The sequence below is a fragment of the Frondihabitans sp. GW821-FHT04F02 genome, from assembly GCF_059420045.1.
This window is the reverse complement of the sequence record NZ_JBWKSZ010000001.1, coordinates 892,934-909,616: the sequence shown is the minus strand read 5'-3', so window position 1 is coordinate 909,616 and position 16,683 is coordinate 892,934. Positions and strand designations below refer to the sequence as shown.

16 protein-coding genes are annotated in these 16,683 nt (G+C 70.7%); 5 read left to right on the top strand and 11 right to left on the bottom strand.

Annotated features, from left to right (window positions below; genetic code table 11):
* Nucleotides 1-37 precede the first annotated feature (37 nt).
* From manD to AC07TY_RS04245, 8 genes are all read right to left on the bottom strand, one after another.
* On the bottom strand, nucleotides 38-1,276 hold the full coding sequence (gene manD / locus AC07TY_RS04280; RefSeq protein WP_494784413.1) for a D-mannonate dehydratase ManD: 1,239 nt from the start codon (nucleotides 1,274-1,276) through the stop codon (nucleotides 38-40).
* Nucleotides 1,273-2,652, bottom strand: a complete 1,380-nt coding sequence (locus AC07TY_RS04275; protein WP_494784412.1) for a mannitol dehydrogenase family protein — start codon at nucleotides 2,650-2,652, stop codon at nucleotides 1,273-1,275. Before AC07TY_RS04275 ends, manD begins: the two co-directional genes overlap by 4 nt.
* Nucleotides 2,645-3,499 carry a sugar phosphate isomerase/epimerase family protein gene (locus tag AC07TY_RS04270; protein WP_494784411.1) on the bottom strand — a complete coding sequence of 285 codons (855 nt, stop codon included), beginning with the start codon at nucleotides 3,497-3,499 and terminating at the stop codon, nucleotides 2,645-2,647. Before AC07TY_RS04270 ends, AC07TY_RS04275 begins: the two co-directional genes overlap by 8 nt.
* A complete protein-coding gene (locus tag AC07TY_RS04265) occupies nucleotides 3,496-4,644 on the bottom strand; it encodes a Gfo/Idh/MocA family protein (protein WP_494784410.1) in 1,149 nt (382 codons plus the stop codon). The genes AC07TY_RS04270 and AC07TY_RS04265 overlap by 4 nt, the downstream gene beginning before the upstream one ends.
* Nucleotides 4,641-5,492 (bottom strand): sugar phosphate isomerase/epimerase family protein, encoded by an 852-nt coding sequence (locus AC07TY_RS04260; RefSeq protein ID WP_494784409.1) that lies wholly within the window; start codon nucleotides 5,490-5,492, stop codon nucleotides 4,641-4,643. Before AC07TY_RS04260 ends, AC07TY_RS04265 begins: the two co-directional genes overlap by 4 nt.
* Complete coding sequence (locus AC07TY_RS04255; RefSeq protein ID WP_494784555.1) at nucleotides 5,489-6,331, bottom strand: carbohydrate ABC transporter permease; 843 nt, start codon at nucleotides 6,329-6,331, stop codon at nucleotides 5,489-5,491. The genes AC07TY_RS04260 and AC07TY_RS04255 overlap by 4 nt, the downstream gene beginning before the upstream one ends.
* Nucleotides 6,332-6,399: 68 nt before the next feature.
* Nucleotides 6,400-7,386: a carbohydrate ABC transporter permease gene (locus tag AC07TY_RS04250; RefSeq protein WP_494784408.1), complete on the bottom strand. Its 987-nt coding sequence runs from the start codon at nucleotides 7,384-7,386 to the stop codon at nucleotides 6,400-6,402.
* A 7-nt stretch (nucleotides 7,387-7,393) separates the two neighbouring features.
* Complete coding sequence (locus AC07TY_RS04245) at nucleotides 7,394-8,737, bottom strand: ABC transporter substrate-binding protein (RefSeq protein ID WP_494784407.1); 1,344 nt, start codon at nucleotides 8,735-8,737, stop codon at nucleotides 7,394-7,396.
* A 147-nt stretch (nucleotides 8,738-8,884) separates the two neighbouring features.
* On the opposite strand from AC07TY_RS04245, the gene AC07TY_RS04240 reads away from it, so the two are divergent.
* From AC07TY_RS04240 to AC07TY_RS04230, 3 genes are all read left to right on the top strand, one after another.
* Nucleotides 8,885-9,907, top strand: a complete 1,023-nt coding sequence (locus tag AC07TY_RS04240) for a LacI family DNA-binding transcriptional regulator (protein ID WP_488626710.1) — start codon at nucleotides 8,885-8,887, stop codon at nucleotides 9,905-9,907.
* A 101-nt stretch (nucleotides 9,908-10,008) separates the two neighbouring features.
* The gene (gene uxaC, locus AC07TY_RS04235) at nucleotides 10,009-11,445 is read left to right on the top strand and encodes a glucuronate isomerase (protein WP_123504403.1); all 1,437 of its coding nucleotides are present in this window, start codon (nucleotides 10,009-10,011) and stop codon (nucleotides 11,443-11,445) included.
* 103 nt (nucleotides 11,446-11,548) lie between these two features.
* Entirely contained in the window at nucleotides 11,549-12,553 is a 1,005-nt protein-coding gene (locus AC07TY_RS04230; protein WP_488626122.1) for an aldo/keto reductase family protein, read from the top strand.
* An 81-nt stretch (nucleotides 12,554-12,634) separates the two neighbouring features.
* On the opposite strand, the gene AC07TY_RS04225 is transcribed toward AC07TY_RS04230, so the two are convergent.
* Nucleotides 12,635-13,519 carry an aldo/keto reductase gene (locus AC07TY_RS04225; protein WP_494784406.1) on the bottom strand — a complete coding sequence of 295 codons (885 nt, stop codon included), beginning with the start codon at nucleotides 13,517-13,519 and terminating at the stop codon, nucleotides 12,635-12,637.
* 64 nt (nucleotides 13,520-13,583) lie between these two features.
* Nucleotides 13,584-14,555 (bottom strand): aldo/keto reductase, encoded by a 972-nt coding sequence (locus AC07TY_RS04220; RefSeq protein WP_123504406.1) that lies wholly within the window; start codon nucleotides 14,553-14,555, stop codon nucleotides 13,584-13,586.
* A gap of 81 nt (nucleotides 14,556-14,636) precedes the next feature.
* Between AC07TY_RS04220 and AC07TY_RS04215 the strand changes: the two genes are divergently transcribed.
* The gene (locus AC07TY_RS04215; RefSeq protein WP_123504407.1) at nucleotides 14,637-15,005 is read left to right on the top strand and encodes a TIGR02611 family protein; all 369 of its coding nucleotides are present in this window, start codon (nucleotides 14,637-14,639) and stop codon (nucleotides 15,003-15,005) included.
* Between the two features lie 106 nt (nucleotides 15,006-15,111).
* On the opposite strand, the gene AC07TY_RS04210 is transcribed toward AC07TY_RS04215, so the two are convergent.
* Nucleotides 15,112-15,666, bottom strand: coding sequence for a hypothetical protein (locus AC07TY_RS04210; RefSeq protein ID WP_494784405.1), 555 nt, complete (start codon nucleotides 15,664-15,666; stop codon nucleotides 15,112-15,114).
* A gap of 98 nt (nucleotides 15,667-15,764) precedes the next feature.
* On the opposite strand from AC07TY_RS04210, the gene AC07TY_RS04205 reads away from it, so the two are divergent.
* Nucleotides 15,765-16,682 carry a J domain-containing protein gene (locus tag AC07TY_RS04205; protein ID WP_488626125.1) on the top strand — a complete coding sequence of 306 codons (918 nt, stop codon included), beginning with the start codon at nucleotides 15,765-15,767 and terminating at the stop codon, nucleotides 16,680-16,682.
* The last annotated feature ends 1 nt before the right edge of the window (nucleotide 16,683 follow it).

Sequence of the window (16,683 nt, the reverse complement as noted above, 5' to 3'; positions counted from 1 at the left end):
CGACGACGCCGCAGATCGCGTGCGCGGTCGGCGCGCCTCACCAGTCGTGCACGGTGCCGTCGGCGAGCCGGTTGTACGGCAGGTACGCCTTCTCGTACGGGTACCTGCCCGCCTCGTCGACGTTGAGCTCGACTCCGATGCCGGGCTTGTCGCCGGGGTGCAGCATCCCGTCCTCGAAGGTGAACGACTGCTCGAAGACGGCGTCGGTCTTCTCGCCGTGCTTCATGTACTCCTGGATGCCGAAGTTGTGGATCGACAGCCCGAGGTGCATCGCGGCGGCCATGCCGACCGGCGAGATGTCGGTCGGGCCGTGCATGCCCGACTTGATCTGGTACTGCGACGCGTACTCGAGGATCTTCTTCAGGTGCGTGATGCCCCCGGTGTGCGTCACGGCGCTCCGGACGTAGTCGATGAGCTGCTCGCGGATGATCTGCTGGTAGTCCCACACCGTATTGAAGATCTCGCCGATCGCGAGCGGCGTCGTGGTGTGCTGGCGCACCAGGCGCAGCGCCTCCGGGTTCTCGGCCGGCGTGACGTCCTCGAGCCAGAACAGGTCGTACGGCTCGAGGCTCTTGCCGAGCGACGCGGCCTGGATCGGCGTCATGCGGTGGTGTCCGTCGTGCAGCAGCGGGATGTCGGGGCCGAACTCGTTGCGGACGGCCTCGAAGACCGTCGGCACGTGGCGGAGGTAGGAGCGGGTGTCCCAGTCCTCCTCGTTCGGCAGGGCCCCGCGCTGCGCGGGCTCGTGGTCGTAGCGGACGCCCTTGTTGGCCTCGAAGGTCGCGTTGGAGGCGATGCCGTAGATCGACTTCAGGCCGGGCACGCCGGTCTGGATGCGGATGGCCTTGTAGCCCTGCTCCTGGTGCGAGCGCACGCTGTCGAAGAGCTCCTCGAGGTCCTTGCCCGAGGCATGGCCGTACGTGAGGAGCCCGGTGCGCGAGGCGCCGCCGAGCAGCTGGTAGAGGGGCATCCCGGCGGCCTTCGCCTTGATGTCCCAGAGGGCGACGTCGACCGCGGCGATCGAGGCCATCGTCACCGGGCCGCGGCGCCAGTAGGCGCTCCGGTACAGGAACTGCCACATGTCCTCGATCCGATGGGCGTCCTTGCCGATCAGCAACGGCAGCACGTGCTCCTCGAGGTAGGCGACGACAGCGAGCTCGCGTCCGTTCAGGGTGGCGTCGCCGAGGCCGGTCAGGCCGTCGTCGGTCGTGAGCTTGAGGGTGACGAAGTTGCGGTCGGGGCTGGTGACGATGACTTCGGCCTTGGCGATGATCATGCGGGGACTCCTAGGTCGGCGGAGAGGCGGTCGACGGCGGCGTCGACCGCCTCGGTGAGGTCGGGCAGGGTGGCGAGGTCGGGAGCGACGGCGGCGAGGACGGCGGACGTCGAGGCCTCCGGAGCCCGGGGGTCGGAGACGAGCGACGGCTGCACGCGCAGGTGCAGCAGCCAGGCCGCGAGGGCGGTCGCCTGCCCGGGTCCGACTCCGGCTCCGCGCTGCAGGCGGCGCCGCAGCGGGTCGATCACCCGGACCGGGATCTTGTGCGAGCCGTCGGCGGCGATCTGGCGGAGGAGGTGGCGGATGCGGGGGTTCTCGAAGCGGGTCCGGAGCGCTGCGCGGGCCTCGTCGACCTCGGAGGCGGGCAGGGAGAGCTCGGCGGCGGCCTCGCTCCACAGCGTCTCGAGGGCCTCGACGCACACGGGATCGCCCATGGCCTCGGCGATCGTCTCGTGACCGCGGAGGAGGCCGAGGTAGGCGAGCAGCGAGTGGCCCCCGTTGAGCAGCCACAGCTTGCGCTGCTCGAACGGCGCGACGTCGTCGACGAAGCGGACTCCGGCGGTCTCCCACGCGGGGCGGCCGGCGGGGAAGTCGCCCGCGACGATCCACTCGGCGAACGGCTCCGCCACGACGATGCACTCGTCGCGCCAGCCGGTGAGCGCCTCGGCGTCGGCGCGGTCGGCGTCCGTCGTCGCCGGCGTGATGCGGTCGACCATCGACGAGACGAACGAGACGTTGGCGCCGATCCATGCGGCAAGCCCGGTATCCGCGGCGACCTCCGCGAGCGACGTCACGACCCGCGCCGCGACCTCGCCGTTCGCCGTCAGGTTGTCGCACGGGACGATCGCGAGGGGCCCCGAGCCGGCGTCGCGCCGGGCCCGGAGGCCGTCGACGAGGCGGCCCGGGACGGTGCGGCAGGGCTCGCCGGCGGCCAGGGCCGCCAGGTCGGCGGCGACCTCCGGCAGGTCGACGTCGACGGAGCCGTCGGCCGCGCGGCAGTAGGCGGCCTCGGTGACGGTGAGGCTGATGACGGCCGTGGCCGGCGACGCCACGGCAGCCCGCCAGGCGGCGGCGTCGGCCCCGTCGTGCGCCTCGAGGATCACGTCGACGAGGGTGGCCGTGTCGTCGTCGGCCGAGCGTTCGAGCAGGGTGTAGACCGCGCCTTGTGCGGCGAGTTCCTGCGCCGCATCGGGTTTCCGGCCGGTGAAGGCCACGATGCCCCACTGCTCTCGGTCGGCCGGAACGCGCTGCGTGAACCAGGCCTCGTGCGACCGGTGGAAGGCGCCGAGGCCGAGGTGCACGATGCCGCGCCGCCGGTTCGCCCGCACCGCGGCTGCGTCCGGGAAGAGCGCCGCCGCCGTGAGCCGCTCAGACATGCGTGCTCACGAGCGAGCGCAGGAAGGCCAGGTCGTCGGCCGTGCGCTCGGCCAGCGGCAGGTCGGTCGAGAAGTCCTCGACGGTGACCCAGCCGTCGTACCCGTGGTCGGCCAGGTCGCGGAGATACCCGCCGACGTCGGCCTGGCCGTCGCGGAGCGGGGCCCACTCGTGGGTCCAGATCAGCGATCCGTCGTCGCGGCGGGAGCCGTCGGTCACCCAGCGGGCGTTCTTCACGTGCACGTGGGCAAGGTACTCGCCCAGCAGCTGGAATGCCGCGACGTGGTTCTCGCGCCCCTCGATCACGAGATTGCCGAGGTCGTGGATGACGCCGACGTGGGCCGGGTCGAGTCCGTCGATCAGTCGCATCGCGGCACTGGCCGAGGGCGTGATGGTCTCGTGGTGGAGCTCGACGAGCGCTTTGACCCCGTGCTCGGCGGCGCGCGACGCGACCCACTCGAGGTCTTCGCGTGTGCGCCGCTGCACGGCGGGGTAGGCGGCGCCGGTGTCCGTGCGCGGCATGGTGACGCGCACCTGGCCCGCGCCGAGCGCCGCCGTCGCGGCGAGCATCCGCTCGACGTCGTCGTGCTGGTCGGCGCGGGCGTACCCGCCGATGCCCGACATCGCGAGGCCGGCGTCGTTCGTCACGGCGGCGATCGCCGGGAGGGACTCCTCGAGCCCGGTCAGCGGCCAGGTCGAGCGGTTGCCCGCCCAGAACCCGGGGGAGTCGGAGGCGGGCTGGTCGACGACGCGCCACTCGACGCCCTCCCACCCCTGAGAGGCGAGGGTGCGCGCCGCCTCGGCGGGCTCCCAGTCGGGCGTGGACGCGGTGAAGACGGAGAACCTCACGAGCGCACCCCCACGGTGACGTCCTGGTCGTCGAGGATGCCGGTGAGCACCTCGTCGACGAGCACCGGCCGGCCGAGCGTGGCCGCGACGTAGACGGCCTTGACGGTGGCGAGCGAGAGCAGGGCGTCGTCGACGCGGACGGCCGGCTGACGGCCCTCCGTGATCGCGCCGAGGATGTCGTCGTACTGGCGCGAGTGGCCGCGCACGAAGTGGTCCTTCTCGGCCGGGCCCCCCGCCATCTGGTCGTCGGGCAGCATCCCCGCCGCCTGGTTCTCCTTGCTCGCCGAGCCCTGCAGGGTGTCCTCGACGTCGTCAGCCTGGACGTGGAAGTACTCCAGCCGGTCGTCCGAGACGATCCCGGTGCCGCGGTCGCCGTGCACCTGGATGCGCGTGAGGTCGCCCGGGTAGGCGGCGGTGGTCGCGTGGACGACCGCGAGGGCGCCCGACTCGAAGCGGATCGTCGCCACAGCAAGGTCCTCGACCTCGATGCGCTCGTGGGCGAGCACGGCGGTCTGGGCGCTGACCTCGACCGGCCGTCCGAGCATCCAGACGAGCAGGTCGACGGTGTGCACGCCCTGGTTCATCACCGAGCCCCCGCCGTCGAGCGCCCAGGTGCCGCGCCAGTCGCCGGAGTCGTAGTACTTCTGGCTCCGCCACCAGGCGACCGAGGCGAGGCCCGAGGTGATGCGTCCGAAGCGGCCGTCGTGGGCGGCGCCGGCGAGCAGGGCGTTGGCCGGGTCGAAGCGGTGCTGGCTGATGACCGAGACCACCAGACCGCGCTCGGCCGCCTCGGCGGCGAGCTCCGAGATGCGGCGGGCGCGGGCGATGCTGACGTCGAGGGGCTTCTCGATGACGACGTGGCGGCCGGCCGCGATCGCGGTCTCGGCGAGCGACACGTGCAGGCCGCTGGGCGAGCAGACGACGACGAGGTCGACGTCCGCGCCGGCGAGCGCCTCGCCCAGGCTCTCGGCGACGAAGGGGGAGGGTGCGCCGGCGGCGGAGAGCTCGTCGGCGAGCGCCGTCGCGGCGGGCAGCACGGAGTCGACGGCGGCCGTGACGACGAAGCCGTCGTGCGCGGTCAGGACGGCTGCGTGGTGGCGTCCGATGACGCCGCAGCCGACGATGGCTGCCTTGATCGTGCTCATGCTGTGGTGACTCCGATTCGGTCGGTGAGGAGGGCGAAGGCGCGGGCGGCGCGCCCGAACTCGGCGGGACCCGAGAAGCCGCCGAGGGCGTTGGTGTCGGCGAGGTGGGGCTCGAGGGAGGCGAAGCCGTCGTACCCCCGATCGCGCAGGGCGGTGACGGTCTCGAGAAGCTCCCCGTCGCCCTCTCCCGCAGGAACGACCTGACCGGTTGCCATGACGGCGTCCTTCACCTGGAGGTAGTCCACCCACTCGTGGAGCAGCGGCCACGCCTCCGTGAACGGCCTGACGCCGCACTGCACGAAGTTCGCGTTGTCCCAGGCGAGCCTCAGCGCGGGGGAGTCGACCGTCGTCACGATGTCGAGAACGCGGCGGGGGATGTCGCCGAAGATCTCCTTCTCGTTCTCATGAAGCAGGATCACGCCCTCCCTCTCGGCGACCTCGGCGAGAGCGCGCATCCGCGCCATCACCTCGTCGCGGATCTCGTCGGGGTCCTGGCCCCCGGCCGGGTAGAACGAGAAGATCCGCACGTAGCGGGCGCCGAGGGCGTGGGCGGCGCGGATGGCCCGGCCCAGCCTCTCGACCTCGTGCTCGACGGGCAGCGACACCAGCACCTTGCCGACGGGGGAGGCGATGGCCGAGACGCTCATGCCGCGGTGCTCGAGCACCGACGCCAGCTCGGCGAGCTGCTCGGCGGTGAAGTCGACGACGTTGGTGCCCCAGGCGCCGCGCACCTCGATGTGGCGGGCGCCGAGCGAGCCGAGCACGGCCGCCTGAACGCCCGGGTCGGCGTCGATCTCGTCGCCGAACCCCGAGAGGGTCCAGGTGAGTGTCGAGGTTGCTGTGGTCATTTGACGCCTCCTGCGGTCAGGCCACCGACGAGGTAGCGCTGGAAGATGAGATAGAGCACGACGACGGGCAGGGCGCACACGAGCGCGGCCGCCATCATCTGGCCGTAGACGGGGATGGCCCCGCCCTCCTGCGTGGCCCCGAACACCTGGAGCGCGACCGCGGCCGTGCGGCTGTCCGGGTTGGTCATGATCGAGGCGAACAGCACGTCGTTCCAGCCGAGCAGGAACGCGAAGATGCCCGACACCACGATCCCGGGCCACGACAGCGGCACCACGATGCGGGTGAGGATCCGCCACGACGACGCCCCGTCGATGCGGGCGGCCTCCTCGAGCTCGCGGGGGAGCCCGCGCAGGTAGGTCACCATGACCCAGGTGGAGAACGGCAGGGCGAAGGTCAGGTACGTGATGAACAGGCCCCACCGGGTGCCGATCACCTGGACCCCCGTGACCGTGGCGAAGCTGGAGAACAGCACGAACACCGGCAAAAGAAGCAGAGTCCCCGGGATCGACTGCAGCGCCAGGAGGCCGCGGAGGAAGGTCAGGCGGCCGCGGAACTGGAACCGCACCAGCACGTACGCCGTCGCGACGGCGAGGAACGCGCAGACGAGGGCGACGCCGCCGGCGACGATCACGCTGTTGGCGAGGCCCCGGCCCAGGGCGACCGTCGTCCAGATCTTCGAGTAGTTCTCCATCGTGAACGCGGTCGGCCAGAAGTCGCCGCGCGCCACCGCGATATCGGAGTTCACCGACGCCAGGAGGATGTACACGACGGGGATCAGCACGAACGCGAGGAGCACCGCGAGGATCACGACGAGGAGGGGGAGGGGGAGGAGGCGCATGATCTGCGCCTGCTGCGAGCGGGAGCGGCGAGTTCCTGCGCCCGTGCTCTTCAGGGGGGTGACGGCGCTCACTCGGCGGCCTCCGTCTCGGTCAGGACCTTCTCGTCGCCCGAGTCGAGACGCACTGCCCGCAGGTAGACGAACAGGGGGATGGCGACGATCACGAGCGACACGATCGCCATCGCGGCCGACAGCCCGAACCGGAAGCTCTGGAAGCTCGCGATGTAGGTCAGCACCGGCATCACCTGCACGTTCGACGGCGTCGGAACCCCGAACAGCACGAACGGCAGCGTGAAGTTGTTGATCGCGTGCAGGATCGAGATGATGATCGCCAGCGAGATCGGCCCCTTCAGGTACGGGAAGATCACGTAGCGCAGCTTCGCCCACCAGAGGGCGCCGTCGATCGCGGCCGCCTCGTGCACCTCGGTGTCGACGCTCTGCAGGCCCGACAGCGCGAGCAGGTAGATGAACGGCCACGACGACCAGATCGCCACGAACACCAGGGCCCAGTAGCTCTTCGGCCCGTTCAGCCACAGGCCGCCGTCGATGCCGAAGCCGCTGAGCACGTTGTTCGCGATACCCGAGGGCTGCAGGATCGTGCGCCACACCGTCGCCACGACGAACGCGGGCAGCACGTACGGGATCAGGAAGATCGAGCGGATCACGGCCCGACCCCGGAACGCGTTCTGCGTCGCGATCGCCGCGGTGACGCCGATCGGGAGCGTGACCGCCGTGACGATCAGCGCGAAGCTGGCGCTGATGCCGATCGACGACAGCAGCGGCGAGTCGGTCAGGGCCTCGACGAAGTTCTGCACCCCGATGAACGGGGCCGTGAGCCACGCGCGCAGCGTGTACTGGTCGAGGTCGAGGAGCGCGATGAACACGCCCAGCAGCAGCGGGACCACGATGACCAGGCCCATGAGCACGCCGCCCGGGAGCAGCATCCACAGCGGACGCCCCCGGGTCGAGAGACCTCGTCGCCGGGGCGGCTTCGGCTGCGGCCGCAGGTCGCCAGTCGGCGCAGCCGCGCGCTCGCCGACGGTGGGAGTCGTCATGACCATCTCACTTCGTCCTCTTCAGCGATGACTCCGCGGCCTTCTGGGCCGTCTGGAGCTGCTTCTCGATCGCATCGTCCGAGATCGAGCCGCTCTTCAGCGCCGGGATGCTCTGCACGGTGATGTTGGTGATCGCCAGCTGCACGTCGCCCCAGGCTCCGGAGAACGGGGTGGCGACGGACTTGCCGGCGGCGGCGATCAGGGGAGCCAGCGTGCTGTCGTCCGTCTCGAGGGCGGTCGCGGCGGCCTGGTTCGTGGGGAGCTGGCCGAAGGTCGTGTAGAAGTCCTCCTGCTCCTTCTGCTCCGTCACCTGCTTGATGTAGGCGAAGGCGAGGTCCTGGTTCGACGAGTAGTTCGCGACGACGAGGTTGTCGCCCGAGAGGATCGACGCGGCGTCCCTGCCATCGGCGGGACGCTCCGTGGCGCCCGGCGGGACGGTGGGCATGAGCGCGTACGCGTAGTCGCCCTTGACTGCCGACTTGTCGAGCGTGTTCTTGCTGGTCGCCGTCGTCATCGGGAAGTACGCGGCCTTGCCCGAGGCGAAGGCGGCGAGCGCCTGCGCGTTGTTCCAGCCGACGGACGCCGGGTCGACGACCCTGTCGGAGGTCACCCAGCCGAAGTAGGCCTTGTAGGCGGCGCGCATGGCCGGGCTGTCGATGGTGGCGGTCTTGCCGTCGACGATCGGGTTGCCCGCCTGGTTGGCCATCGCCCACACGAACTTCCAGACGTCGAATCCGTCGGCGTAGCCCGCCGCGATGCCGTAGGTGTCGCCCTTCGTCAGGGCCTTGGCCTGCTCGGCGAACTCATCCCACGTCGTCGCCGGCTTCTCGATGCCGGCGGCCTTCAGCAGCTTCGTGTTGTAGGCCATCACGAACGGGCGGCTGGCGAACGGCACGCCGATCTCGTCGCCCTTCGAGGGGCCCGAGATGCCGAGGCTCGCCTGCACGAACCTGTCGCGCCCGCCGACCTTCTTCCAGTCGTCGTCGCTCAGCTTCACGAACGCGCCGGTCGAGTACGCGGTCGGCGTGAAGGTCGTGCCGATGCTGTAGACGTCGGGGCCCTGGCCCGACACGACCGAGGTCTGGATCTTCGTGAGCTCCTCGTTGGCCGAGGCGTAGGTGTCGTACTTGAGGGTGGCGCCGGTGTCCTTCTTGAACCGGGCGGCCTGATCCTGCTGCCATTGCTTCTGCTCGGCGGGGTAGAGGGTGTCGACGCCCGTCAGGACGTTGAGCGTCTTGCCGGCGCCGCTCACGGATCCGTCGCCGGACGACCCGGAACTGGAGCAGCCCTGCAGGGCGAGGGCGAGCGCTGCCATGGCGGCGACGGTCGCGGCGATCGTGCGAGCTTTCATCGGTTTCCTCCTTGAAACGGTGAGTGGCGTCAAGCGGCGATGCGTGGTGACCGCGTCCGTCGTCGACTGCCCCGACCCTAGGAGGATGGCAAATTAGAGACAATTATTTGCCACTAATTTGCCACGATTGCCTTTCGTTGCCACATGATGGATCGCATGACCGATCCCTCCCGCCGGAAGGCCGCGACGATCACCGACGTCGCCGAGATGATCGGCGTCGCGCCGTCGACCGTGTCGCGCGCCCTGTCGACGCCCGAGCGGGTGGGCGACGCCACTCGCGCCCGGGTCGAGCGCGCGGCGGCCGAGATCGGCTATGTGCCGTCGAGGTCCGGTCGTTCGGGCCGCCAGGTCCGTTCGCGGGCCATCGCGGTGCTCGTGGCCGACATCACCAACCCGTTCTACTTCGACATCATCCGCGGCACGCAGCAGCAGCTGAAGGCGGCGGGCTACACGCAGCTGCTCGTCGACACGGAGGAGTCGGGCGAGCTCGAGGCCGCCACCCTGATGTCTCTGCGGTCCAGCGCCGAGGGCGCCATCCTGACCGCATCCCGGCTGCCGGATGCCGACCTCGCCGAGTTCGCGCGCCGGATTCCGCTCGTCGCCATCAACCGCCGGCCGGAGGGTGTGGCCAACGTCCTGATCGACACCCCGGGCGGCATCGAGCAGGCCCTCGAGCACCTCTACTCGCTCGGCCACCGTGACATCGTCTATGTGTCGGGTCCGGTGACGTCGTGGTCGAACGAGCGCCGCTGGAAGTCGCTCGAGCGCGCCGCCGATCGCTTCGGGATCTCGCCCCGCCGCGTCGGCCCCTTCACGCCGACGACCGCCGCCGGCGTGGTCGCGGCCGATGTCTCGCTGAACTCGGGTGCCACCGCCTGCATCGTCTTCAACGACCTCATCGCGATCGGCATGCTGCAGCGGCTCCGCGAGCGCGGCGTGTCGGTGCCCGACGACCTCAGCATCGTCGGCTGCGACGACATCTTCGGCGCCGACTTCTGCAACCCTCCGCTCACGACACTCCACGCCCCCATCGAGCGCGCCGGCCGCGTGGCCGTCTCCATGCTGATGGCGAAGCTCGGCTCGGCCGACGGCACGGACCCCCAGCGCCAGTCGGTCGTGCTCCCCACCACGCTGACGGTCCGGTCGACGACCGGGCCCGCACCCCGCTGAGCCCTCTCCACTGAGCTTTCTCCACCAAGCCCTCTCCACTGAGCTTTCTCCACCAAGCCCTCTCCACCGAACCCGCTTCGCTGATCACGAAAGGCACGACGATGACGTCCACCTCCATCGGGCGGCTCCTCGCCCCGCACCCCGACCGCCTGCTCCCGGCCGACCCCGCGACCCTGCGCATCGCGCGCGACCTGTACGAGTCGGTCGCCCGGATGCCGATCCTGTCGCCCCACGGCCACGTCGACGCGCAGCTGCTCGTCGACGACCTGCCGTTCGGCGACCCGGCGGAGCTGCTGATCACCCCCGACCACTACGTCCTGCGCCTGCTGCACGCGTCCGGGGTGCCGCTCGAGGCGCTCGGCGTCGAGCCGGTCGACGGGTCGGGCCGGGCGGCGCCCGGCCGCGAGGTGTGGCGAGCCCTCGCCGAGCACTGGGACGTCTTCCTCGGCACACCCGTCCGCTACTGGTTCGAGACCGAGCTGCACGACGTCTTCGGTCTCGACGAGCATCCGTCGGCAGAGAACGCGGACAGCCAGTACGACCATCTCGTGTCGCGGCTCGCCGCTGGCGACATGCGGCCGCGTGCCCTCTTCGACGCGTTCCGCATCGAGGTCCTCGCGACCACCGACGACCCGGCCTCGTCGCTCTCGGCGCACGCCGCGCTCCGCGACGATCCGACGTTCACCGGGCGCGTGCTGCCGACGTTCCGCGCCGACTCGTACTTCGACCCGGCGCGGCCGGAGTGGGCGGCCTCGGTCGAGCGCCTCGCCGAGGTCAGCGGCATCGACACCTCGACGCACCGGGGGCTTCTCGACGCCCTGAGGTCGCGCCGCGAGCACTTCATCCGGCACGGTGCGACCGCCACCGACACCGGCGTGCCCGACGCGTCGTCCGAGCCGCTCGACCCGGCCGACGCCGAGCGCGTGCATGCACTCGCCCTCCGCGGCCTGGCGACACCCGACGACGCCGTCGCCTACCGCCGCACCATGCTCTTCCAGAGCGCCGCGATGTCGGCCGACGACGGCCTGGTCATGCAGCTCCACCCCGGCGTGCTCCGCAACCACCACCGTCCGTCGCTCGACCGCTTCGGGCCCGACCGCGGGCACGACCTGCCCGACGTCGCCGGCACGTACACGCGTCCGCTCAGGCCGATCCTCGAGGCGTTCGGCACGCACCCGACGTTCCGGCTGGTGCTCTTCACCGTCGACGAGACGGCCTTCTCGAGCGAGATCGCGCCGCTCGCCGGCTTCTACCCCTCGGTCTTCGCGGGCGCTCCCTGGTGGTTCATCGACACCCCGGCGGCCATCCGCCGCTACCGCGAGGCCGTCACCGACAGCGTCGGCTTCACGAAGACCTCCGGCTTCATCGACGACACGCGCGCGTTCTGCTCGATACCGGCCCGCCACGACATGTCGCGCCGGGTCGACGCCGGCTACCTGGCGTCGCTCGTCGTCACCCATCAGATGAGCGAGGACGACGCCCTCCGCGTCGCGCGCGACCTCGTCGACACGATCCCGCGCGCGACCTTCCGCCTCTGACTCCGAGGGTTCCGACGGCTCGGATCGCGCGCCCGTGTGAGCGCTCACGGAGTACCGTCGCCCAGGGCGCACCGCCGCGCCCCACGACAGGAGCGACACTCGCATGGAATTCAGGTATCTCGGCAACTCCGGCCTCAAGATCTCGGAGCTCACGTACGGCAACTGGCTCACCCACGGCTCCCAGGTCGAGAACGACACTGCGACGGCGTGCGTTCGCGCCGCCCTCGACGTCGGCATCTCGACCTTCGACACCGCCGACGTGTACGCCAACACGCAGGCCGAGGTCGTGCTCGGCGAGGCCCTCAAGGGCGAGCGGCGCGAGTCGCTCGAGATCTTCACGAAGGTCTACGGCCCGACCGGGCCCAAGGGGCACAACGACACCGGACTCAGCCGCAAGCACATCACCGAGTCGATCAACGGCTCGCTGAAGCGCCTCCAGACCGACTACGTCGACCTCTATCAGGCGCACCGCTACGACGTCGAGACCCCGCTCGAAGAGACCATGCAGGCGTTCGCCGACCTGGTGCGCCAGGGCAAGGTGCTCTACATCGGCGTCAGCGAGTGGAACGCCCAGCAGCTCCGCGACGGCGCCGCCCTCGCGAAGGAGCTCGGCATCCAGCTCATCTCGAACCAGCCCGAGTACTCCCTGCTGTGGCGAGTGATCGAAGAGGAGGTCGTGCCCGCCTCGAAGGAGCTCGGCATCTCGCAGATCGTCTGGTCGCCCATCGCCCAGGGTGTCCTGACCGGAAAGTACAAGAAGGGGCAGGAACTCCCTGCCGGCTCCCGAGCCACCGACGACAAGGGCGGCGCCGGCATGATCTCCCGCTGGATGCGCGACGACGTGCTCGACGCGGTGGCCCAGCTCGAGCCGATCGCCGCCGACCTCGGCCTCACGCAGGCGCAGCTCTCGCTCGCCTGGGTGCTGCACAACGACAACGTCGCCTCTGCCATCATCGGGGCCTCGCGCCCCGAGCAGGTCGAGTCGAACGCGGTCGCCGCGGGCGTCGCTCTCGAGGCCGACGTCGTCGAGCGCATCGAGGGCGTCTTCGCCGGCCTGGCCGAGACCGACCCGACGCTGACGCAGATGCCGACGGGCCGCGAGGCCTAGACCCCCCCCGCGGAGACGTCAAAAGCCCCGATCGGGGGTTCTCGCAAGCGAGAACACCCGATCGGGGCTTTTCGAGGTGGCCTACGCCGAGACGGCGGCGGCTTCCAGACGCGCGAACTCGTCGTCGCTCAGCTTGATCGACGCGGCGATGACCGAGTCCATGATCGACTGCGGGCGGCTGGCTCCCGGGATCGGGATGACGACCTCCGACTTGCGCATCTCCCATGCCAGGCACACGACCTGAGGCGAGAGCCGGCGCGCGTTCGCGATCTCGGCGAACACGGCGTGGTTCGACCCGAGCGCGGACGCCCCCGTGATGCCGCCGAGGGGCGACCACGGCAGGAAGGCGATGCTCATCTCGTCGCACAGCTCCAGTTCGGCCGTCGACGACAGGAACGCCGGGCTGAACTGGTTCTGCACCGACACGAGGCGGTCGTCGAGGATCGTGTTGGCCTCGCGGATCTGGTCGACGTCGGCGTTCGAGATGCCGGCCATCCGGATCACGCCCTCGTCGAGCAGCTCCACGAGCGCGCCGATCGAGTCCGCGAACGGCACCCTGGGGTCGGGCCGGTGAAACTGGTACAGCCCGATGGCGTCGACGCCGAGGCGCTTGGCGGACGCCTTGGCGGCCTCCTTCAGGTGGGCGGGGGAGCCGTCCTGATCCCAGCCTCCGTCGGTGCTGTGGATCCGCGTGTGGCCGCCCTTCGTGGCAACGAGCACGTCGTCCATGCTCCCGTGCCACGATTTCAGCGCCTCGGCGATGAGGATCTCGTTGTGACCCTCGTCGTCGGGCTTGCCGCCGAGGCTGTAGGCGTCGGCCGTGTCGATGAGCGTCACGCCTGCCTCGAGGGCGGCGTGGATGGTGGCGATGGACCGCTTGCGGTCGGGCCGGCCCTCGATCGACATCGGCATGCCGCCGAGTCCGATCGCGCTGACGCTGACATCTCCGATGATGCGCTGTCTCATGAATGGTCTCTCTCGTTGTCGTAGGGGTTGCAGGAGCCAGCTCCCGCCGTCGGGTGCTGCGTTCTTACCACGCGTAGTCCTCCGGGGCGGGCTTGTGCCCCGGGAACAGCTCGTCGAGGCGTGCCAGGGCGGCGTCGTCGAGGTGGATGTCGACGGCGGCGACCGCGGAGTCGAACTGCTCCATGGTGCGCGGGCCGGTGATGGGCCCGGTGACCCCGGGCTGGTGGAGCAGCCACGCGAGGGCGAGCTCGCCGGGGGCGTGGCCGAGTTCCTGCGCCAGCGTCTCGTACGACTCGAGCTGCTCGCGGTGCGCGTCGACGAACTCCTTCGAGCGTCCGGTCAGGCGGCGCTTGCCCGAGGACTCCTTGCCGACGATCCCGCCCAGGATGCCGCCGTGCAGGGGCGACCAGGGGATGACGCCGAGACCGTAGTGGCGGGCGGCGGGCAGCACCTCGAGCTCGATGTCGCGGGCGACGAGGTTGTAGAGCGACTGCTCCGAGACCAGGCCCAGGAAGTGCCGGGCCTTCGCGGCCTCCTGCGCTTGCGCTATGTGCCAGCCGGCGAAGTTGCTCGACCCGGCGTAGAGGATCTTGCCCTGGGTGACGGCGACCTCGATGGCGGTCCAGATCTCGTCCCACGGGGTGTCTCGGTCGACGTGGTGGAACTGGATCAGATCGATGTGGTCGGTCTGGAGACGCTCGAGGCTGGCGTCGATGGCGTGGCGGATATTGAAGGCGCTGAGCTTGCCCGAGTTCGGCCAGTCGCCCATGTCGCCGTAGAGCTTGGTGGCGAGCACGGTCTTGTCGCGGCGGCCGCCGCCCTGGGCGAACCAGCGGCCGATGATCGACTCGGTGGCTCCCTTGCCCACCGAGCCGCCGTAGACGTTGGCGGTGTCGAAGAAGTTGACGCCCTTGTCGTGAGCGGCGTCCATGATGGCGTGGCTGTCGGCCTCGCTGGTCTCGGGACCGAAGTTCATGGTGCCGAGGATGGCGCGGGAGACGGACAACCCTGTGCGTCCGAGGTGTGTGTATTCCATTGGTCCTGCCTAGACCCCTCCGGCCGTGAGCGCTCACTTCGCACCCCGGGGGTTCCCAAGGGCCGCCGGTACGCTTCGGTCATGTCGCTGCACGAGCCGCTGCACGAGGCCGACCACCCCGCGCACCACCACCGCCTCCGCAACACGCGGATCGCGAGGCGCGCCCGTCTCTTCCGTGCCCGGCTCAACCTGTACCCGCGGCTGCGGACGGCCTACAAGGTAGCGATCGGCATCATCGGCTTCGCGGTCGTCATCGCGGGCATCATCCTGATCCCGCTGCCGGGGCCGGGGTGGCTCGTCGTCTTCCTCGGACTGGCGATCCTCGGCACGGAGTTCCCGGCGGCGCACCGGCTCAACATGTGGGTGCAGCGCAAGGTGCGGGGCGCCATCGCCTGGTTCCAGGCCCGTCGCGCGCGTCGCCGCGCCCGCAAAGCCGCCCCCACCCCGTAGAGGCGCGGTGCTCGGAGGCGTGAGATGCAAGGCGGAGCGCCGCCGACGATAGCGGAGCTATGTCGGCGGAGCGACAATGCAGCAGATTGCGCCCCCGAGCGCCGCGCTAGACCTCGGCGCTCGCCTCGGCTCCCCAGCTCGTGATCTCGCGGGGGACGGCCAGGTCGTGCCCGCCGACCGGCGCGAGCACCTCGACGGCGGCGACCCGCTCGGCCACGATGCCGCGGGTCGACACGATCCACGAGCCCACCAGCACGCTGTCGTCGACGGACGAGTGCACGGCAACCCCGGCGACGTCGAAGACCCCGTAGGCGGGCTCGGAGACGGTGACGCGCACGAGGGCGCCGTGGGCGACGGAGGCGTCGACGGCGGGCGGCTCCGACGGGAGTTCCTGCGCCTGGGCCTCTCGCTCCGCCGAGTGGAAGGTCCGCAGCAGCTGCAGGGTCTTCTGCGGCTTCCTGTTCGAGTCGAGGGGGTGGCTGCCGAGGCTGTAGCCGCCCAGCGACTGCGAGTGCTTCGACTGGCCGCGCACGGCGAAGACGCCGTACCGCTCGGTGGCGAAGGTGGCGACGATCGCGTCGTCGGGCTCCATCTCGGCGAGGAACGCCGTGAGCGCCTTGACGTTGCGCTTGGCCGGGGGCTTCAGGTCGTCATCAGTCACGCGACAACCGTACCCGGGCCGCGATCCCGGCCGTCGCCGATGATTCGGGGCGTTCTCGGATACTGGGGCGATCCCCTCCCGGTATCCTCGTGCGACACATGTCAGACAGCCCCGCCTCCGCCACGCCCTACGAGGTCCTGGGCGTCTCGCCTGCCGTCAGTCAGGACGAACTGCGTCGGGCCTACCGGCGGCTGGCACGCCAGACGCATCCCGACCTCGGCGGCACTCCCGAGAGGTTCCGGCGCGTGCAGCTCGCCTGGGAGCTCGTCGGCTCCGTCGACGATCGGGCCCGGTACGACAGCGGGCGGCCCGCCGCCCGTGAATCGCAGCGCGAGGGGCACACCTGGGCGCCCGCCCCGCCGCGGCGCCGCACCGAGTCGAAGCCCCGCGCCCGCGCGTTCGGCCACCCGGGCGGGCAGGCGCGCGAGCTGTACCTGGCTCTGCTGCACGAGTGGGTCGGCCGCGGCGAGACCGTCGACGACCCGTACGACACGGTGCTGGTGCGCTCGGCGCCGGGTGAGATCCGTCGGTGCCTGGCGAAGGCGCTGGCCGAAGAGGCGACGGCGACCGCCATCGGCGAGCTCGGCATCGCCTACACGGTCTGGAGCGACGTCTCCGCGCGCGCCGAGGTGAAGCTCGACCACGTCGTGCTGGCCCCGACCGGCGTGTACGCGATCCGGTCCGACGACTGGGGCGGCCGGGTGTCGGCTGTGAAGGGCGAGCTCGTGGGCGACGGCGTCCCGCCCGACGAGCAGCCGGTGCGCGCGCTGACCCGGAGCGCCCGCGCATTCGCCAAGACCAGCCGGGTGCCCTTCACGGCCCTGCTGGTCGTGGTGCCCGACGACGCCGCCGGCGATCCGGTCGAGCCGATCGGCAAGGGGCGCCGGAACTCGGCGTACCTCGTGCGCCGATCCGTGCTCCCGCACCTGCTGCGAGAGGGGCTCGACCCTGAGGCTCCGCGGGTCGACGTCTTCGAGCTGCGCGACCGCCTGCAGCAGTCCGTCCGGTTCGTCTGAC